Annotated in this window: 14 protein-coding genes; 9 read left to right on the forward strand and 5 right to left on the reverse strand. The window is 48.7% G+C overall.

The genetic code is table 11. The features are described from left to right. Window positions 1-9 precede the first annotated feature (9 nt). Both OOK74_RS10510 and metF read left to right on the forward strand, forming a co-directional pair. Window positions 10-2,421 carry a bifunctional aspartate kinase/homoserine dehydrogenase II gene (locus OOK74_RS10510; protein WP_274722573.1) on the forward strand — a complete coding sequence of 804 codons (2,412 nt, stop codon included), beginning with the start codon at window positions 10-12 and terminating at the stop codon, window positions 2,419-2,421. A gap of 274 nt (window positions 2,422-2,695) precedes the next feature. Next, window positions 2,696-3,598: a methylenetetrahydrofolate reductase gene (gene metF / locus OOK74_RS10515; protein WP_274722572.1), complete on the forward strand. Its 903-nt coding sequence runs from the start codon at window positions 2,696-2,698 to the stop codon at window positions 3,596-3,598. 117 nt (window positions 3,599-3,715) lie between these two features. Here the strand turns inward: metF and zapB are convergent, their stop codons facing one another. Then, on the reverse strand, window positions 3,716-3,958 hold the full coding sequence (zapB, locus tag OOK74_RS10520) for a cell division protein ZapB (protein ID WP_166014143.1): 243 nt from the start codon (window positions 3,956-3,958) through the stop codon (window positions 3,716-3,718). Window positions 3,959-4,272: 314 nt separating this feature from the next. On the opposite strand from zapB, the gene glpX reads away from it, so the two are divergent. After that, window positions 4,273-5,280, forward strand: a complete 1,008-nt coding sequence (gene glpX, locus OOK74_RS10525) for a class II fructose-bisphosphatase (RefSeq protein ID WP_277207023.1) — start codon at window positions 4,273-4,275, stop codon at window positions 5,278-5,280. A 91-nt stretch (window positions 5,281-5,371) separates the two neighbouring features. Here glpX and pfkA read toward each other — a convergent pair whose 3' ends face one another. The 3 genes from pfkA to OOK74_RS10540 all read right to left on the reverse strand — a co-directional run bounded on the left by pfkA (window position 5,372) and on the right by OOK74_RS10540 (window position 8,133). Then, on the reverse strand, window positions 5,372-6,334 hold the full coding sequence (gene pfkA, locus OOK74_RS10530; protein ID WP_166014141.1) for a 6-phosphofructokinase: 963 nt from the start codon (window positions 6,332-6,334) through the stop codon (window positions 5,372-5,374). A 261-nt stretch (window positions 6,335-6,595) separates the two neighbouring features. After that, window positions 6,596-7,501, reverse strand: coding sequence for a CDF family cation-efflux transporter FieF (fieF, locus tag OOK74_RS10535; protein WP_278182760.1), 906 nt, complete (start codon window positions 7,499-7,501; stop codon window positions 6,596-6,598). Between the two features lie 146 nt (window positions 7,502-7,647). Beyond that, window positions 7,648-8,133, reverse strand: a complete 486-nt coding sequence (locus OOK74_RS10540; RefSeq protein ID WP_278182761.1) for a CpxP family protein — start codon at window positions 8,131-8,133, stop codon at window positions 7,648-7,650. 202 nt (window positions 8,134-8,335) lie between these two features. Between OOK74_RS10540 and OOK74_RS10545 the strand changes: the two genes are divergently transcribed. The 3 genes from OOK74_RS10545 (at window position 8,336) to trmL (ending at window position 11,008) form a co-directional block, all read left to right on the forward strand. Further along, on the forward strand, window positions 8,336-9,022 hold the full coding sequence (locus OOK74_RS10545; protein ID WP_278182762.1) for a response regulator: 687 nt from the start codon (window positions 8,336-8,338) through the stop codon (window positions 9,020-9,022). Then, entirely contained in the window at window positions 9,022-10,419 is a 1,398-nt protein-coding gene (gene cpxA, locus OOK74_RS10550; RefSeq protein WP_278182763.1) for an envelope stress sensor histidine kinase CpxA, read from the forward strand. Before OOK74_RS10545 ends, cpxA begins: the two co-directional genes overlap by 1 nt. Before the next feature lie 112 nt (window positions 10,420-10,531). Then, window positions 10,532-11,008, forward strand: a complete 477-nt coding sequence (gene trmL / locus OOK74_RS10555; RefSeq protein WP_278182764.1) for a tRNA (uridine(34)/cytosine(34)/5-carboxymethylaminomethyluridine(34)-2'-O)-methyltransferase TrmL — start codon at window positions 10,532-10,534, stop codon at window positions 11,006-11,008. A gap of 21 nt (window positions 11,009-11,029) precedes the next feature. Here trmL and OOK74_RS10560 read toward each other — a convergent pair whose 3' ends face one another. Then, window positions 11,030-11,509 (reverse strand): FxsA family protein, encoded by a 480-nt coding sequence (locus OOK74_RS10560; protein WP_278182765.1) that lies wholly within the window; start codon window positions 11,507-11,509, stop codon window positions 11,030-11,032. A gap of 317 nt (window positions 11,510-11,826) precedes the next feature. On the opposite strand from OOK74_RS10560, the gene aspA reads away from it, so the two are divergent. From aspA to pulA, 3 genes are all read left to right on the forward strand, one after another. After that, on the forward strand, window positions 11,827-13,278 hold the full coding sequence (gene aspA / locus OOK74_RS10565) for an aspartate ammonia-lyase (protein WP_274722564.1): 1,452 nt from the start codon (window positions 11,827-11,829) through the stop codon (window positions 13,276-13,278). Window positions 13,279-13,495: 217 nt separating this feature from the next. Then, window positions 13,496-14,803, forward strand: a complete 1,308-nt coding sequence (locus OOK74_RS10570) for an anaerobic C4-dicarboxylate transporter (protein ID WP_274722563.1) — start codon at window positions 13,496-13,498, stop codon at window positions 14,801-14,803. Window positions 14,804-15,211: 408 nt separating this feature from the next. Then, the gene (gene pulA, locus OOK74_RS10575; protein WP_278182766.1) at window positions 15,212-18,802 is read left to right on the forward strand and encodes a pullulanase-type alpha-1,6-glucosidase; all 3,591 of its coding nucleotides are present in this window, start codon (window positions 15,212-15,214) and stop codon (window positions 18,800-18,802) included. The last annotated feature ends 133 nt before the right edge of the window (window positions 18,803-18,935 follow it).

The raw sequence follows: 18,935 nt of genomic DNA on the forward strand, positions 1-18,935 counted from the left end.
GACCCGCGTATGACTCACGCCCGTCAGTTGCATAAATTTGGAGGCAGTAGCCTTGCCGACCCAGAGTGTTATCTGCGCGTCGCCAGCATTCTGAAAAGTTACTCAAAAAGTGAAGATTTGGTGGTCGTATCGGCCGCTGGCAAAACCACCAACCGTTTGATCAGTTTTGTGCAGGCACTGAGTAAAGATGGTCGAGTTGCCCACGAAACCCTACAAGGTTTGCGCCACTATCAAGCGGAGTTGATCACCAAGCTGCTTGCCGCGCCGACGGCGGAACGGCTATTAAACCAATTACGCCAAGAGATCAGCGTACTCGGAGAGCTGCGTGCACCACTCACCAGCGCCCAATACGCTTGGGTGCTTGGCCACGGAGAGCTGTGGTCAGCACGTTTATTGGCCGCCTTACTCGATCAGCAAGCGCTGCCAGCGGTAGCGCAAGATGCGCGTGCCTTTTTACGTGCTGAAGCTGGCACCCAACCAGAAGTTGATCGCGCCCGCTCTTACCCTCTGCTCAAAGCGGTATTGGCGCAACATAGCCAGCGGCGAATTGTGATCACTGGTTTTATGGCCCAAAACGACCAGGGGGAAACCGTACTACTCGGCCGCAATGGTTCCGATTACTCGGCCACGGTGATTGGTGCTTTAGCCGAGGTTTCGCGAGTCACCATCTGGAGTGATGTCGCAGGTGTATACAGTGCCGACCCACACATAGTGAGTGACGCCTGCTTACTTCCGCTGCTCAGGCTCGATGAAGCCAATGAGCTAGCGCGTTTGGCTGCACCAGTACTGCATAGCCGTACCTTACAACCTGTCGCACACAGCACCATGGAGTTGCATCTGCGCTGTAGCCATCAAGCCGAATCCGGATCGACCCGCATTGAGCGGGTGCTGGCCTCAGGACGCGGCGCAAAAATCGTCACCTCATTGGATGATGTGTTACTGCTTGAACTCAGTTTTACTCATCAACATGATGTACCACGCCTACAAGAAGAGATGCTGCAACATTTACAACGCATTCAACTGCAACCGCTCACTTATGAGGCGCAGCCCGATCAATACCGCTTACGTTTAGCTTACACCGCCGAAATTGCTCCTGGTGTGGTGGCTGCACTGCAAGCGGCTAATTACCCAGCCGAACTGACCCTCAAAGCCGGCTACCATTTAGTCGCGGCAGTAGGGGCTGGCGTAACCAAAAACCCCAACCATTGTTACGGTTTCTACCAACAACTGAGCGCATTACCGGTTGAGTTTATCAGCGCATCGGAATCCAACCTCAGCTTAGTCGCCGTGCTGCGCCAAACCCCACTGAATCCGTTGGTCAATGGCCTGCATAATCAACTATTCCAAGCACAAAAACGGGTCGCGATTGCGCTGTGCGGTAAAGGCAATATCGGCTCAAGCTGGCTTAAACTGTTTGCCGAACAGAAACAGAAACTGGAACAGCGCCACGGCATGAGTTTTGAACTGGTCGCTGTGGTCGATAGCCAAACCTACTGGTTTAACCAACAAGGCATCGATCCCAGCCAAGTCGCCAACCGCTTTCAAGACGAAGCGCAGCCAAATCTGGCCGCAAACTGGCTCAGCCAACTGGGTAAATTAACAGGTTACGATGAAGCAGTGGTCATTGATGTCACTGCCAGCGCAGAATTGGCCCAGCACTATTTAGCCATCGCGGAGCAAGGCTGGCACCTGATTTCCGCCAATAAAATGGCCGGCTCTGCTCCCGGTAATTACTACTATCAAGTGAAAGATGCGTTTCACAAAATCGGTCGCCACTGGCTGTATAACGCTACAGTAGGTGCCGGTTTACCGATTAACCACACTGTGCGCGATTTGCGGGAAAGTGGCGATGAAATCATGGCGCTGTCGGGGATTTTCTCCGGCACCCTCTCTTGGCTGTTTCAACAATACGATGGCAGTTTACCGTTTAGCGAATTGGTCGATTTGGCTTGGCAACAAGGCTTAACCGAACCGGATCCGCGCCGCGATCTGGATGGCTCGGATGTGATGCGCAAACTGGTAATTCTCGCCCGTGAATCTGGCTTAGAAATTGAGCCGCACAGTGTCAAAGTTGAATCCTTAGTGCCAGAGGAGCTGCGCTCAGTGTCGCTGGATGAGTTTTTCGATCACGGCCAATTACTCAATCAACAGCTCGCAGAGCGCCTCGCCCGCGCCCAGAAACAGGGCCGAGTGCTGCGTTATGTCGCCAGATTGGAAAAAAATGGCAAAGCCAGCGTTAGCGTCGAAGCGCTTGAGCAAGATCACCCGTTAGCCAACTTGCTACCGTGCGACAATATTTTCGCGATTGAAAGTAAATGGTATCGCGATAATCCACTGGTGATCCGCGGCCCTGGCGCTGGGCGGGAAGTCACCGCAGGTGCGATTCAATCCGATCTCAATCTACTCGCCAGCTTGCTGTAGCCACATCTAAAGCTCGTCGCTTTGGCGAGCTTTAACTTTTAGCACTAGGTTTGGCCACTCGCTGCTGATGATGAAGCGCCGCTCGCATTCCACATCGCCCAACCAAACCTCGACCACTTAACCACCAACTTGAATCCCATTCAGCTACAACATGAATAATATTCATACTGGTAGCGTTGACATCCAGCCTCATTCACGACAAGCTACAGCCATATGGACGTCTAAACGTAAATTTGAATTCAGGCAGTGACAGGTTCGTCACAGGGAGTACAAGATGGGATACACACACGCCAGCCATATCGATGCCTTAAACCGGAACGTTGCCGAACTGTCCGATATCAATGTCTCATTTGAGTTTTTCCCCCCGAGTTCAGCACAAATGGAACAAACACTGTGGGATTCAGTACAGCGCCTAAAAACTCTCCAGCCCAAATTTGTCTCGGTCACTTATGGCGCGAATTCCGGCGAGCGGGATCGTACCCATTCGATCATCAAAGCCATCAAAGATCAAACCGGTTTAATTGCTGCTCCTCATCTCACCTGCATTGACGCGACACGCGATGAACTGATCCAAATTGCGGATGATTATTGGCATAACGGTATTCAAAATATTGTTGCTCTGCGCGGTGATATTCCAGCCAATGGTGGCCAGCCGGATATGTACGCCGCCGATCTGGTGGCGCTGCTCAAATCGCGCCACGATTTCGATATTTCAGTGGCCGCTTTTCCTGAAGTGCATCCTGAAGCAAAAAGTGCGCAGGCGGATCTACTCAATTTAAAACGCAAAGTAGATGCAGGAGCCAACCGCGCCATCACCCAATTTTTCTTTGATGTGGAAAGCTACTTGCGTTTTCGGGATCGCAGCGTTGCAGCGGGTATTGAGGTCGAAATTATCCCCGGTATTCTACCAGTATCTAATTTTAAGCAAGCAGCACGCTTTGCGGCACAAAACCACGTCAAAGTACCCAACTGGATGGTAAAACAATTTGCCGGATTGGAAGAGGATCCAGTCACTCGTCAGTTGGTTGGTGTGAGTCAAGCGATTGATATGATACGCGTACTATCGCGTGAAGGGGTGAAAGATTTCCATTTCTACACTTTAAACCGCGCCGAAATGACTTACGCGCTCTGCCACACTTTAGGGGTCAGACCGCCAGCGTCAAGCTGTGCCCAGTAATTAAAGTGGTAATCAGTAATTAAAGCTATACCCAGTCACTAAGCCGATGCTCCGTGACAAGATCGCATACGCCGACCCAGTGGTCGGCGTATGCGATTTTATGCGATAACGGCAGAGTTACTCTACGTCTTCCATTTTGCCAAGCAGGCTACGGATGCGCTCTTGCCACGCCGTATGCTCTTGCTCAACTTGCTGAGCACGCTGCTCTAACTCATCACGAATATCACGCAGTTGCTGAGCTTCCGTTTGGAGTTGTTGCTTGGCATCTTTCAGCTCTTCAACTTCCATTTGCAGCAGCGCAATCGTGTCGACTGCAGTTTGAATTTTTGCTTCGAGTTTTTCTAATACTTCAAAAGACATGGTGTTTTACCTTTGTTGATCCGGTTAAGGTGAAGTCAACTTCACTGATTGAGATCATTCTACTCAGCCCTGTGCTTAGAAACACCTCCTAAGTGGGATCTTTTTACTATTTGGTTAAAAAAAACGCGCAATTTGACCTTGGCTTAACTTAATCGCGTACTCACGCTCGGCTAGCTGCACGGACTTGAGCCTATGATGACTTTTTTAGTCGGTTTTTGATCAAAGGCAAAGGCTGACCACCGCAAAAAGCAAACGATTACTTTAGACTATGGTAGAATCCGGCGCAGATTTTCTCTCTTGAGTTTGGAGCAAGCATGAAACGCGATTTGGCAATGGCTTTTTCCCGCGTCACCGAAGGTGCCGCACTAGCAGGCTATAAATGGTTAGGACGTGGTGATAAAAACGCGGCCGATGGTGCAGCGGTAGAAGTGATGCGTATTTTGCTCAATCAAACCGAGATCAGCGGTGAAATCGTGATTGGTGAAGGCGAAATTGATGAAGCGCCGATGCTTTATATTGGTGAGCAAGTGGGAATTGGCGGTGATGCGGTGGATATCGCCGTCGATCCGATTGAAGGTACCCGCATGACCGCGATGGGGCAATCCAATGCACTGGCTGTCTTAGCCGCAGGCGAAAAAGGTAGCTTCCTCAAAGCGCCTGATATGTACATGGAAAAATTGGTGGTTGGCCCGGGCGCAAAAGGCTGCATTGATCTTAATTTGCCCCTGCAAGATAACCTGCACCAAGTTGCTCACGCGCTGAATAAACCGCTGAACGAATTGGTGGTGATTACCTTAGCCAAACCGCGCCATGATAATGTGATCGCCGAAATGCAGCAGATGGGCGTACGTGTATTTGCCGTGCCAGATGGCGATGTCGCGGCGTCGATCCTTACCTGTATGCCAGACAGTGAAGTAGACATGATGTACTGCATTGGTGGCGCTCCGGAAGGGGTGGTGTCAGCGGCGGTGATCCGCGCACTGGATGGCGACATGCAAGGCCGCTTACTGCCACGTCACCAAGTTAAAGGTGATACAGAAGATAACCGGATTTGGGGGGCACAAGAGCTTGAACGCTGCCAACAAATGGGCGTACAAGCAGGTAAAGTGCTAAAAATGGAAGATATGGCACGCAGCGATAACGTCATTTTCGCTGCAACTGGGATCACCAAAGGCGATCTGCTGGATGGCATCAGCCGCCAAGGCAACATTGCCACCACCGAAACCCTGTTGATCCGTGGTCGCTGCCGCACCATTCGTCGCATTCGCTCAACCCATTATCTGGAGCGTAAAGACCCACAAGTGCGCGACATCATTTTATAACGCCAAACAGGTGTAATAAACGCACATAAAAAAAGACCGCTCAGCGGTCTTTTTTATCTATCCATGGAGTTTGTTACTCAGCCAGTGCAGCTTAGAACAACTCTTCAGCGACTTTGAATAGATCGCTGCGTACTGGACGCTTCATGTTTTCAATCGCATCGATGATATCGTGATGTACCAGTTGCTCTTTTTGGATACCAACACAGCGGCCGCCGTGGCCTTCCATCAATAGATGCACTGCATAGTTACCCATGCGCGATGCCAATACACGGTCAAACGCGGTTGGTTTACCACCACGTTGGATATGACCCAGTACGGTAGCACGGGTTTCACGACCGGTCGCCGCTTCAATTTCTTTTGCCAGCTTGCCCGCATCCATCATCAGCTCAGTCAGGGCGATGATCGCATGCTTTTTACCTTTAGCGATACCATCTTGGATATTGCTGATCAACTGTTCCATGTTCAAGCCGGTCTCTGGAGTGATGATGTATTCACAGCCACCCGCGATTGCTGAAGTCAGTGTCAGATCACCACAGTGACGACCCATGATTTCAACAATAGAAATACGCTGATGTGAAGAAGAAGTATCACGCAGACGGTCAATCGCTTCAATTACAGTATCGAGCGCAGTCAGATAACCGATGGTGTAATCAGTACCTGCGATGTCGTTATCGATCGTGCCTGGCAGACCAATACATGGGAAACCCATTTCAGTCAGTTTCTTCGCACCCATGTAAGAGCCGTCACCACCGATCACCACTAACGCTTCAATGCCGTGTTTTTTCAGGTTTTCTATCGCTTTTTCACGCACTTCAACTTCACGAAATTGTGGGAAACGCGCCGAACCCAAGAAAGTACCACCACGGTTGATCACATCAGACACACTTGAGCGGTCTAATGGCTTAATACGATCTTCGTACAAACCCAGATAACCGTCGTAAATGCCATACACTTCTAGACCTGCGCCCAATGCGGTACGGACTACGCCACGAATAGCTGCGTTCATGCCAGGGGCATCGCCACCACTGGTCAACACACCGATTTTTTTAATCATGCTCACCCTCGAACTTTGCAAATCGAATATCAATTTCTACTCTGTTTGGCTGCTGGCAACCAAACCGAAAAATCCAAAAAAACTGTCGGTAATGTTACCTTTCCCGATTAGGATTACTACTGTTATTTGCACTAAATTGTGTAAGTAATCTACGAATGTAAGAGTATTACAGTTTTGTGCGCTCACGTGTTGATTCATGTCAGGATTGACGTTGGTTGCCAATCTGAGCAAAAGATAGTCAAACCTAAACCGTTTGTCGTGCTATTGGGCCATTTTTTGCCGAAGTTCCGCTTCAATCACCACCGAATGCGGATCTTGGTGAATCAATACATCGGCTCCACTAAATTCGGCACGCAATTTATCCTCAACCTGATCGGAAATATGATGAGCTTCGAGTAACGAAATATTGTCATCCAATTCCAAATGCAATTGAATAAATCGGATCGGGCCAGACATCCGGGTTCGCAACTGATGCATACCAATCACCCCCGCCACGCTTAAACAGATCGCGTTGATCTGCTTCAGTTCTTGATCCGGTAATTTACGATCCAGCAGTGTTTGTACTGCATCATGTACCATTTTAAACGCACTGCCTAAAATATACAGACCGATGCCAATCGCAAAAATCGCATCCGCTCGGCCAAAGCCCCACCAACTCAAACCGAGCGCCACCATAATCGCCGCATTCATTAATAAATCAGATTGATAGTGCAACGAATCTGCGGCAATCGCTTGGCTACCGGTTTTTTTCACCACATAACGCTGAAATAGCACTAAAGCTAAGGTGACCAGCATTGCAATGGCACTGACATAGATCCCTAACTCAGGGGCATTTAATTCATGAGGACGGAAAAAGCGCTCAACGCCGTTGAGGATCAAAAAACAGGCAGAGCCGGAAATAAACATCGCTTGCGCCAACGCGGCTAGCGATTCGGCTTTACCATGCCCAAACGCATGTTCATGATCGGCCGGTTGCAAGGCAAAACGCAATGCGATGAGATTAACCACCGAAGCGGCGATATCGAGCAGTGAATCGATCAACGACGCCAATAAGCTAACCGAACCGGTGATCCACCATGCGCCAACTTTGACCACTAATAACAAGGTTGCGATCGTCGTTGCCATCCATGCCGCCATCGTGACCAAGCGGGCATAATCCTTGTTCATCACCAGTTTTCCTTCAGGTTCATTTTAATACTCAGATGGGCGATTATATAACCGAGCAATCAAACACCACAAGGCAGCCCTGAGGCTACCTTATAGTTAAAAACCAAGGATTAAAAGCCAGTGATCACATCACAATCCTCGGGCGATTAGTGAGCCTTGCGTTTATGATTACCCTGTTGCAGACACTGCTGCATCTGATCTTGCTGCAATGTCTGCCATTTGGCTTTCTGCTCTGCGGTCAACACATTCATCATTTGTTGGCGATGCTGCAGCATGTTAACTCGCTGAGCCACTTGTTGCTCGACCATCTGTTGCGCTAGGTTTTGAGCGGCGGCTTGATCAAAATCAGCCGCTAGCACTAAAGCGCGTTCCTGATCATGCAGCACTTTCATCGCAGCACGCTTATCATCACGAGTATTACGCATCTCATCACGATGGGTATCACGCAACTTTTGCAGTTGAGCTTGCTGCTCACTTGTCAGATCAAGCTGTTTCCACAGCCGCGCTTCACCACGTCCACAAGGGCCATCACCTTTATGATTGGCGGGACCACCGTAAGCGAATACCGCGCTAGTTCCAAACACGAGCGGGAATACCGCCGCAGCTAACAGGATTTTTTTGGCAAGTTTCATTGTTGATTCCTCTACATCATATTTAAGATTAGCAGGCTGCTCGGCAGCGCATGAACATAGCATAAAACCTGCAAGGTCAAGTGATGTATAGCCAGCGTAAAGAATCGTAAATCGCAGACCGCGCACTGACGAGGCCTGTTATTTCAAGATAAACTGTCGCCAATCAACCGAATACACCGCACCAGTGATCCACGAGGCAAACATGGCACATATCCTTCTGATCGATGATGATAGCGAACTGACCAGTCTATTAACCGAAGTGTTGCAGTACGAAGGCTTTAGTGTCTCGGAAGCCAATGACGGCGAAGCCGGATTAGCGGCAGTCAGCCATGAGACCGATCTGATCCTGCTTGATGTGATGATGCCTAAACTGAATGGTATGGAGACCCTCAAACGACTACGAGAAAACTGGGCGACTCCAGTATTAATGCTGACCGCCAAAGGCGAAGAGATTGATCGGGTGATCGGCCTAGAACTCGGAGCGGATGATTATTTGCCAAAACCGTTTAGCGATCGCGAATTACTGGCGCGTATCCGGGCGATTTTACGCCGTACTCACCATACCCTAGCCCCTAAAGCTAGTGATGTAATCGAATGTCAAGACATTCAAGTCTATCCCGGTAAACAGGAGGCGTATTGTCAGGGACAACTGCTCGATTTGACCACTACCGAGTTTGCTTTGCTGACTCATTTTGTCCAAGCACCGGGAGCCACGCTGACCAAAGAGATGCTCAGCATTGAAGTGTTAGGTAAACGCCTAGCGGCATTTGATCGGGCGATTGATATGCATGTTTCCAATTTACGCAAAAAATTACCAGAGCGCCCAGATGGTAAAGCGCGGATCAAAACGCTACGTGGACGAGGCTATTTGATGGTACTGGAGGAATGATGCGTCGACCATTACCACTGCCCAAGCTCAACAATTTGTATGGGCGGATCTTCGCCATTTTTTGGTTCACTATGTTGCTGGTGCTATTTGCGGTATTGACGTTGCCGCATCTTGATCCGCGTAAACCTCGCGATCTGTCGCCGGTGGTTTTACAACGCTTAATCGAAAGTAAAACCCGCTTTGAGTTGGAGTACCACAACAGTAGCGATCTCAGTAAGATTCTGTTTCAGCTCGAAGGGCGAGGCAGCTTGCAACGTGAGCACGATGGCCGGCCGCGTTTCTTCGTTACCGATTTAGAGGGCAATGTCCTCACCACCGCCAAACATGCCGATTTTCGGCTTAAAGCACTGCAAAATTTCTCGTACAGCATTGAATCGATCAACAAACCTCAGCAGCAACTGTACGGCCGCTATATGTTGGCCGGTCCAGTACCCATCCGGCTCGCCAAGCAAGATCTACTGCTTTACGCGGGAATGCGCTCAGATGAACCGCCACCATTCTTACTGCGCCTATTTGATAAACCGATCCAACTGCTGTTAGTGGTGATGTTAGTCAGCACACCGCTGCTCCTATGGCTCGCTTGGGCGCTGAGTAAACCGGCACAAAATTTGGCTCAAGCGGCACAACGGGTCGCACGTGGCGAATTTGTACATGATCCGAAACTCGAACGTGGTACCGCTGAATTTCAGCAGGCAGGACGCAGCTTTAACCAAATGGTTGATGCGGTCAATCAGATGGTGTCTGGCCAGCAGCGGCTATTGTCTGATATTTCCCATGAATTGCGCTCGCCACTCACCCGGCTGCGAATGGCCAATGCCCTCGCGATGCGTAAACTTGGCACCAGCAATGAGTTAGAGCGGATTGATACCGAGGCGCAACGTTTAGAGCAGATGATTGGCGACTTGCTCGCTTTGTCGCGCATGCAAACCAACGGTCATTTACTACGTGAAGTGCAGCCGCTGAGCAGTTTGTGGGAAGAGCTACTCAAAGATGCGCAATTTGAAGCGGAACAAATGCACAAAACCCTCACCTTTGATGCGATCCCGCAACGCACCATTAATGGCACGCCTAAGTTACTGATGAGTGCACTGGAAAACGTGGTACGCAATGCGATTCACTATGGCCAGCAACAAATCCATGTCGCATTTCACATCCAAGATAACCAACTGACGGTTTGCGTCGATGATGATGGCGCAGGCGTTCCCGAACAAGAGTTGGTGGATATTTTCCGCCCCTTTTATCGAGTATCGACCGCTCGCGATCGACACAGCGGTGGCACTGGGCTAGGGCTCGCCATCACCGAAAGTGCCATTCGCCAACACAGCGGTACGATCTGCGCCACCCGCAGCCAGTTGGGAGGCTTACAAGTGTGCTTTAGTTTGCCACTCGCGATATAAGTCATGTAGCAGCTAGTAATACAACAGATAGCAATACAGCCGAGAGTAATCCGGCACATCGGCGGGGTTTACGTATATACTCGCCGCTTCTTTACATTCACGGGTCATTGTTATGTTTGATATTGCTCTGTATGAGCCAGAAATCGCGCCCAATACTGGGAACATCATTCGCTTATGTGCCAATTGTGGCGCTAACTTGCACCTTATCGAACCGCTTGGATTTGATTTAGAAGAGAAAAAAGTGCGCCGCGCCGGCCTTGATTATCATGATTTAGCTCGCGTCACGCGCCATCAAAATTACTCGGCCTTTATTGAATATTTACAGCGTGAACGTGCCACTTATCGGCTATTTGCTTGCACTACCAAGACCACTCAACCTCATGTGGATGCCACATTCCAACACGGCGATGTGCTGTTATTTGGACCTGAAACCCGCGGCCTACCGGCTGAAATCATCGCCAGTTTACCGGCTGAACAACGGATCCGTATTCCGATGATGCCGGAAGCGCGCAGCCTCAATCTTTCCAATGCAGTGGCGATTATTGCCTTTGAGGCGTGGCGACAAATGGGCTTTACTGGCGCAATATAATCCGCCAATTGCCACAATGCCTTACTTCAAACGTGGTGGTGGTTGATCATCTTTGCGTTCAAATTCACCATCATAGGTTGTGCCGTGTGTCTGATCGGCAAATGGGTTAGTCTGCTGAAAACCGGGCTGACCGGTGTGCATCTGACCAATCACCATACGGCTCATCACTGACTGAGCCAACCAAGCGCGTGGTGCGGGCAGCAAAATCAGCAGGCCGATCATATCGGTGAAAAAACCCGGCACCAGCAGTAACATACCAGCCAGTGCCAACATCATCCCTTCTAAAATCTGCTGCGCGGGCAGTTGCCCTTGCGCCAAACGCTGCTGCACGGTCAATAAGGTTTGCAAGCCTTGGCTGCGCACCAGTGATGCCCCCACCACGGCGCTCAACAACACTAAGCCGATAGTTGGCCATAGCCCAAGCCAATCACCGACTTGGATAAATAGCGCAATCTCAAGCACAGGAATCGCAATAAAGAATAACCGTAAGATCGGGAACACAATGCCTCCTTGGTTTGCTGCCAGTGTATGCCTTACCACCCTCACCACCAACGGAGAGGGTGTAAAAAAGTGTGTGCTTTACTATGCCAAAACGCAATATTGTCACCTACAATGTTTAGTAGAAGCTTTGTATCACTTTGGCTGGATAAAAGCCAAAATAGTGATCTAGTTACTATTTTTTATATGTGGTTACAGTATTATGTGCCACATAAGTCAGGACGGATTTCCAGGCAAAAACTCTGACGAATGGATTCTTAAGTTACAGAAATAGCTATTAATTTTGCTTTTTCACTAGATAAATTATCTAAGGATCCTCTATGTCTACCCAATCTGAAGCGCTCAACAGCGCAACATCAGCCACCCGTATTGAAGAAGATCTGCTTGGTCAACGTCATGTGCCAGCGGAAGCTTATTACGGTATTCATACCCTGCGCGCGGTAGAAAACTTCAACATTTCTAATGTCACCATTTCAGATGTTCCTGAGTTTGTGCGCGGCATGGTAATGACCAAAAAAGCGGCCACTCTTGCTAACAAAGAGCTGGGCGTGATCCCAAAAGATGTCGCTAACTACATTCTGCAAGCGTGTGATGTGATCCTCGAAACCGGTAAATGCATGGATCAATTCCCATCAGACGTCTTCCAAGGTGGTGCGGGCACATCGGTCAACATGAACACCAATGAAGTGATCGCCAACGTGGCATTGGAATTAATGGGCAAGCAAAAGGGTCAATACGAATTTATTAACCCAAATGACCATGTTAACAAGAGCCAATCAACTAACTGTGCTTATCCAACTGGTTTCCGGATCGCGGTTTACAACAGCATCCTGAAAGTGATTGATGCGGTTGAATACCTGAAAAGCGCGTTTGATTTGAAAGCAATTGAGAACAAAAACATCCTGAAAATGGGTCGTACTCAACTACAAGACGCCGTGCCGATGACCGTTGGCCAAGAGTTCCACGCATGGTCAGTCACGCTGAATGAAGAGATCCGCGCGCTACAATACACTTCTAAGCTACTGCTGGAAGTGAACTTGGGCGCAACCGCCATCGGTACGGGTCTCAACGCAGCACCGGGCTACCAAGAGCTTGCGGTAAAATATTTGGCGCAAGTGACAGGTCTTGAAACTGTACCCGCGGAAGATTTGATTGAAGCGACTTCAGACTGCGGCGCTTACGTAATGACCCACGGTGCACTGAAACGTTTAGCCATGAAACTGTCGAAGATCTGTAACGATCTGCGTCTGCTTTCTTCAGGCCCACGTGCTGGCCTCAATGAAATCAACTTGCCAGAAATGCAAGCAGGCTCTTCAATCATGCCCGCTAAAGTTAACCCAGTGATCCCAGAAGTGGTCAACCAAGTTTGCTTCAAAGTCTTTGGCAACGACATCACCATCACTTTTGCTGCAGAAGCGGGTCAACTACAGTTGAACGTCATGGAGCCAGTGATTGCGCAAGCGATGTTTGAATCTATCTCTCTACTGACCAACGCGTGTATCAATCTACGTGATAAGTGTGTCGATGGCATCACCATCAACCAAGAGATTTGTGAAAACTTCGTGTTTAACTCAATCGGCATCGTGACTTATCTCAACCCATACATTGGCCACCATGAAGGTGACATTGTGGGTAAAATCTGTGCCGAAACCGGTAAGAGCGTACGTGAAGTAGTTCTGGAGCGCGGTTTGCTTACCGCAGAACAATTGGATGATATTTTCTCTGTTGAGAACCTGATGCATCCTCAGTACAAAGCAAAACGTTACGAATAATCGCCGTGTTAAGCCCCCTTATTTGGGGGCTTTTTCACATGTCACTCAACCAATTCCAACGGCTAGGGTTGCAAGTCAGCGGCAAATGAGTGAGACCTATCGTATACGCTAACACCGCAGCAACTTCAGCAGATGGATAACATGATGAAAAGATTATTTGAACGCTCGTAGTGTGAGTGTTGAGCTAATTTTTTCATCTTTACATGAGGTAATCATTATGATTTGGGTCGAACTACTCGTTGTTCTTCTCTTCATTTTCCTGGGCGCACGGATTGGCGGTATCGGCATTGGTTTTGCCGGTGGTGCCGGTGTGATCGCCTTGTCATTAATCCTAGGCGTTCCAACTAAACAAGCCTTTATTCCTGTCGACGTGATCCTGATCATCATGTCAGTGATCACTGCGATCGCCGCCATGCAAGTAGCCGGCGGTATGGATTGGCTGGTTCAACTGGCAGAAAACTTCCTGCGCAAACATCCGGAAAGAATCACCTTTTACGCCCCGATTGTTACTTTCCTGATGACACTGATGGCGGGTACTGGACATACAGCATTTTCTACTTTGCCGGTGATTGCTGAAGTTGCTAAAGGTCAAGGTGTGCGTCCTTCACGCCCATTGTCGATTGCGGTCGTGGCTTCACAAATTGCCATTACTGCTTCACCGATCTCAGCCGCAGTGGTTGCGTTTGCGGCGATGTTAGTTCCATTTGGTGTCGATTATTTAACCCTGCTGGCAATCTGTATTCCAACTACTTTTGCCGCCTGTATGGTGGGTGCATTTGTGTCTAACTTTATGGGTAGTGAGCTGAAAGACGATCCGATTTACCAAGAGCGTCTGGAACAAGGGCTGATCAAACTAGCAGGTACCCAAAAACGCGAGATCCTGCCGACTGCGAAAACGGCAACTTACGTATTCATCACAGCCATCATCCTGGTGGTGTGTTATGCCGCGGCGATTTCAAGCTCAGTTGGTCTGATCGAAAACCCAGCACTAGGTCGAAACGAAGCGATCATGACCTTTATGCTCGCTGCCGCAGCGGGAATTGTACTGCTAACCAAGATTGACGCCGCACAAATCCCAGCCGCTGCTACTTTCCGTTCGGGCATGACCGCGTGTGTCTGCGTGCTCGGTGTGGCTTGGTTAGGTTCAACCTTTGTTAACGCACACGTTGATGGCATCAAGGAAGTGGCAGGCACTCTGCTGGCTGACTATCCATGGATGCTGGCAATGGTGCTGTTCTTTGCTTCAATGCTGTTGTACTCACAAGGTGCAACCACAGTGGCATTGATGCCAGCCGCTCTAGCGATCGGTGTCGCACCACTGACTGCAGTCGCTTCTTTCGCGGCGGTGAGTGCGCTGTTCGTACTGCCGACTTACCCAACCTTATTGGCAGCAGTAGAAATGGATGACACAGGCTCAACCCGCATTGGTAAATATGTGTTTAACCACCCATTCTTCATCCCTGGTGTGGTCACCATTGCCAGCGCCGTGGCGTTTGGCTTTGCGTTCGGTAGCCTATTTATCTAACCTCTATTAATCTAACGGTTAAGTGCAAAATCATGGGAGCTACGGCTCCCTTTTTGATCGTCAACTAACCTATTTAACCACACATCGCCGAACTTTATTCACGCAAATAATCATTTTACAAGCAAACATCATCGACATCACACTTTTGATTGCTGATATACAGGTTCGGCAATGGTTAACTATTCGCCCAATCGGTACTTTTGCTCAAATCACCAATATTTCAACCTACAATCCGTGCCCTATCTCACTCGCTCTCATTCCACCATCCGTGACCAGCGGCCCCTGCTATACTTTTTTCCTTCTCTAAAAGATCTTTATTGACCCCTCTCACAATCGGTATCCCTGAGCTTTCCTTACCCTTTTTGTTGTGTTGCACAACCCTACTTATAATTCTAAGGAGCCCAAAACGTGAACCGTCCTATATTTAAACTTTCACGCGTCAATCAAGCTTTGCTGCCGCTCTTGGCAAGCTCATTGCTGATCGGCTGTAATAATGACAGCGATACATCCACACCACCCACCACGCAGACCAATCAAGTCAAGGTGTACTATCAAGCAAACTCTGCACTACGTAGCAGTAGCGGCGCAGATTACAGTAAAGCTTCGCTGTATGTGTGGAACGACCAACAATGTGCAGCCTATGCTGATAATAATCCAGATGCCTCTGTTTGGGATAAAGGATTACCCCCCACTGGAGTTGACGATTCAGGCGTCTATTGGCAATTGTCTTACCATGTAAATGATGCCACTCAGTGTATCAATTTTATCCCGCGGATTGATGGTGAGAAACCTCTCGGCGATTATGATGCTAAGATCGATTTAACTCAGCTAGGGGCTGACAATGCGGTTTACACTCAGCAAGGTATCGCCGCAGTCTATCCGGAGCTGATCCCTATTGATTCTTTGACTAGCAATACCGCGCGCCTTTATCTCAATACCCAAGATGGCGATGCCGACATCTTTACCCTACATGTTTGGAATGAAGGTGAGTGTCAAAACTATGCAGCCGAAGACTCAGCTTGGCCGGGCATTGCTCCAACTGGACGCAGTGAAACCTATGGCCCTTACTGGGATTTACCGATGAATGGCAGTGATAATTGTATCAATGTCATCCCCAACAACAAATCTAGCGGAGATTATCAAACCGCGAATCTGAAACTCGAATTTAGCAAGACTGGCGTAATTGGCCCGATTGGTTTTGTGTTTAAAGGCACGGACAAAGTTTATTATCAACCGTTAGCTCAGTTGCCTCAAAATCAGGTCGAGCTAAGTGGTGCCAGCGCTATTTTTGCCGATGAGCAGACGTTACTGGTCGGTAATCTAGATGCCACATCAGTCACGCTGTATTACTCAAAAGCAGGTAACCTCAATTTTGATAGCGCGAGTAAAACGGTACTCAATGCCGATCATCAGATCACCTCACAAAACACAAGTGGCTCAGAGTGGCACACGCAAAAACCGCATTTAACCTCGGCATTTCGTGGCTTTGAGTTTGATTTCGCGACCGCAGGTTTAGATCTCAAAACCTTACTGCAAGGGCAACTGATACTGGTCGCTAGTGATGCCACTGGCGTTCTGTTAGCAACCGAGGTTCAACCCGCCAGTGCACTCGATGCGCTGTATGCTGATGCGGCGAGTGGTTTAGAATATGGGGCAATCATCAATTCTGAGAACACAACCTTCCGTTTATGGGCTCCTACCGCCCAAACCGTGTCACTGATCCCTTATGGAACAGATAAGCAAGCCCAAACACCGATTGCGATGAACTTTGATGACCAATCCGGCAGTTGGAGTATCACTACAACTAAACTGGCCCATGGTGATTACTATCGTTATCAAGTGACGGTTTACCATCCAGCAACCGACAAAGTCGAAACCTATCAAGTGACCGATCCTTACTCACTGAGCTTAGCGACCAATTCGCTCTACAGTCAGGTGGTCGATCTGGATCATGCCGATCTTAAACCTGCAGACTGGGATGCATTAGCTGCACCGCATTCACAAACCGAGCGTGCCGATTTTATTTTATATGAAGCGCATGTGCGTGATTTCTCAGCGCTTGATAACACAGTAACAGAAAAACATCGTGGTAAATTTGCCGCGTTTACTGATTCCGACAGCCAACCAGTGCTGCACCTAAAACAGCTAGCCGCCTCTGGTGTGACTCACCTGCATTTACTGCCAGTGTTTGATATTGCAACGATTAATGAAGATCCCAATCAAGTGGTTAATCTAGAGGCATCATTCAGCCGCTTATGTGACCTCAACGCAACGATCAAAAACGACAGTGATTTGGCTAGCTATTGCGCCACAAGCGGCACATTGCACAGTGTGTTTGAGGATTTGCAGCAACAAGACCATAAAGATAACGCGATTGTGCAGCGCTTAAATAGCTATGTTCGCGATGTGGATGGCTTCAACTGGGGTTATGATCCATTCCACTACACGGTACCTGAAGGCTCCTATGCTACCGACTCTGACGGAGTTAGCCGGATTAAAGAGTTTCGCGAGATGGTACAGGCCATTAAGCAAGATATTGGCATGAATGTAGTGATGGACGTGGTGTACAACCATACCAACGAAGCGGGAATCTCGGATAAATCGGTACTCGATCGCATCGTGCCTTGGTATTACCAACGTTTAAATGAGTGGAGTGGGCAGGTAGAAAACTCGACTTGCTGCTCAAACACAGCTCCAGAAAATCGTATGTTTGCCAAGCTGATCGATGATTCGATTCGGACTTGGGTTGAACAATACAAAATCGATGCTTTCCGTTGGGATTTGATGGGTCACCATCCATTAGATCAGATGATAAACACCTTAAATGCAGCTCGTGAAATCAATCCGGATGTTTACTTCTACGGCGAAGGTTGGAATTTTGGCGAGGTGGAAAATGATCGCCAATTCAAACAAGCCAGTCAGGCTAATCTAGCCGGAAGCGGGATTGGCTCATTCTCCGATCGTCTGCGTGATGCGGTACGCGGTGGTGGACCATTTGATGGCGAAGCAAGCCTACGCAGCAATCAAGGCTTGGGTAATGGTATTTACGTACAACCCAATGATTTGAGCAGCCAAACGCTTAGCGATGCACTGCACTCGGCTGATTTAACTCGCCTTGGCATGGCGGGCAATTTAAAAGCCTTCACCTTTACTGACCAAACGGACAAAACCATTAAAGGCTCGGAGCTGGATTACAACGGCCAAGCTGCCGGTTATGCCGATGATGCTTGGGAAATCCAGAACTATGTCTCAAAGCATGATAACCAAACTCTATGGGATATTCAGCAGTACAAAATTGACTACACTGTACCACTAGAAACTCGGGTGCGTATGCAAGCGGTCAGTTTAGCCACTGCAGTGCTCGGGCAAGGTGTACCATTTATTCATATGGGTAGCGAGTTACTGCGCTCCAAATCGATGGAACGTGACTCCTACGATTCTGGTGATTGGTATAACCGCGTGGATTTCAGCAAACAGAGCAATAACTGGAATGTGGGGCTGCCACGTCAAGACAAGGATGGCAGCAACTGGTCGATGATTGAAACGGTAATCGCTCAAGCTGGTGCCAATGCTGAGCCTCAACTTGCTGAGATTAGCACCATGAACAATTATTTTAATGAACTGGTGCAACTGCGCAGCTCTTCAGCATTGTTCAGCTTAGGTAAAGGCGATGAGATCATTAAGCGAGTCAAGTTCCATAACACTGGTAGTAAGCAGATCCCTGGCGTGATCGTGATGAGCATTGATAACCAAGACCAGCAATATGATGCAACTATTAACCCTGAGCGTTCAGGTTTAGTAGTAGTGATCAACGCTAGCCCAAATGAAGTCACTGAGTTCGCCAATTTTAATGCCACTGGTTATCAACTGCATGACATCCAAACCAAACTTAATCAACAGTCAATTGCACATGGTAGTACCATAGCACAAGTGAGTAACGACCGACTCTCAGTACCTGCATGGTCAGTGGCAGTGTTTGAAAAACTCATCAATAATTGATCAAAACGTAAAAATACACCGCTAAACCACAAGGGAAGTCACCGACTTCCCTTGTCGGTATTCAAGTTATGGAAACTTATTGACACAACCTACGGTCTGATTAGGTTACTATCCGTTGCCAATGATGACTCAC

Source organism: Vibrio misgurnus, from assembly GCF_029635775.1.
Taxonomy (GTDB): domain Bacteria; phylum Pseudomonadota; class Gammaproteobacteria; order Enterobacterales; family Vibrionaceae; genus Vibrio; species Vibrio chanodichtyis.

Bases quoted from the DNA above. Each gene is read 5' to 3' on its own strand.
- OOK74_RS10510 (WP_274722573.1), top strand. From the start codon at position 10: ATGACTCACGCCCGTCAGTTGCATAAATTTGGAGGCAGTAGCCTTGCC.
- metF (WP_274722572.1), top strand. From the start codon at position 2,696: ATGGGATACACACACGCCAGCCATATCGATGCCTTAAACCGGAACGTT.
- zapB (WP_166014143.1), bottom strand. From the start codon at position 3,958: ATGTCTTTTGAAGTATTAGAAAAACTCGAAGCAAAAATTCAAACTGCA.
- glpX (WP_277207023.1), top strand. From the start codon at position 4,273: ATGAAACGCGATTTGGCAATGGCTTTTTCCCGCGTCACCGAAGGTGCC.
- pfkA (WP_166014141.1), bottom strand. From the start codon at position 6,334: ATGATTAAAAAAATCGGTGTGTTGACCAGTGGTGGCGATGCCCCTGGC.
- fieF (WP_278182760.1), bottom strand. From the start codon at position 7,501: ATGAACAAGGATTATGCCCGCTTGGTCACGATGGCGGCATGGATGGCA.
- OOK74_RS10540 (WP_278182761.1), bottom strand. From the start codon at position 8,133: ATGAAACTTGCCAAAAAAATCCTGTTAGCTGCGGCGGTATTCCCGCTC.
- OOK74_RS10545 (WP_278182762.1), top strand. From the start codon at position 8,336: ATGGCACATATCCTTCTGATCGATGATGATAGCGAACTGACCAGTCTA.
- cpxA (WP_278182763.1), top strand. From the start codon at position 9,022: ATGCGTCGACCATTACCACTGCCCAAGCTCAACAATTTGTATGGGCGG.
- trmL (WP_278182764.1), top strand. From the start codon at position 10,532: ATGTTTGATATTGCTCTGTATGAGCCAGAAATCGCGCCCAATACTGGG.
- aspA (WP_274722564.1), top strand. From the start codon at position 11,827: ATGTCTACCCAATCTGAAGCGCTCAACAGCGCAACATCAGCCACCCGT.
- OOK74_RS10570 (WP_274722563.1), top strand. From the start codon at position 13,496: ATGATTTGGGTCGAACTACTCGTTGTTCTTCTCTTCATTTTCCTGGGC.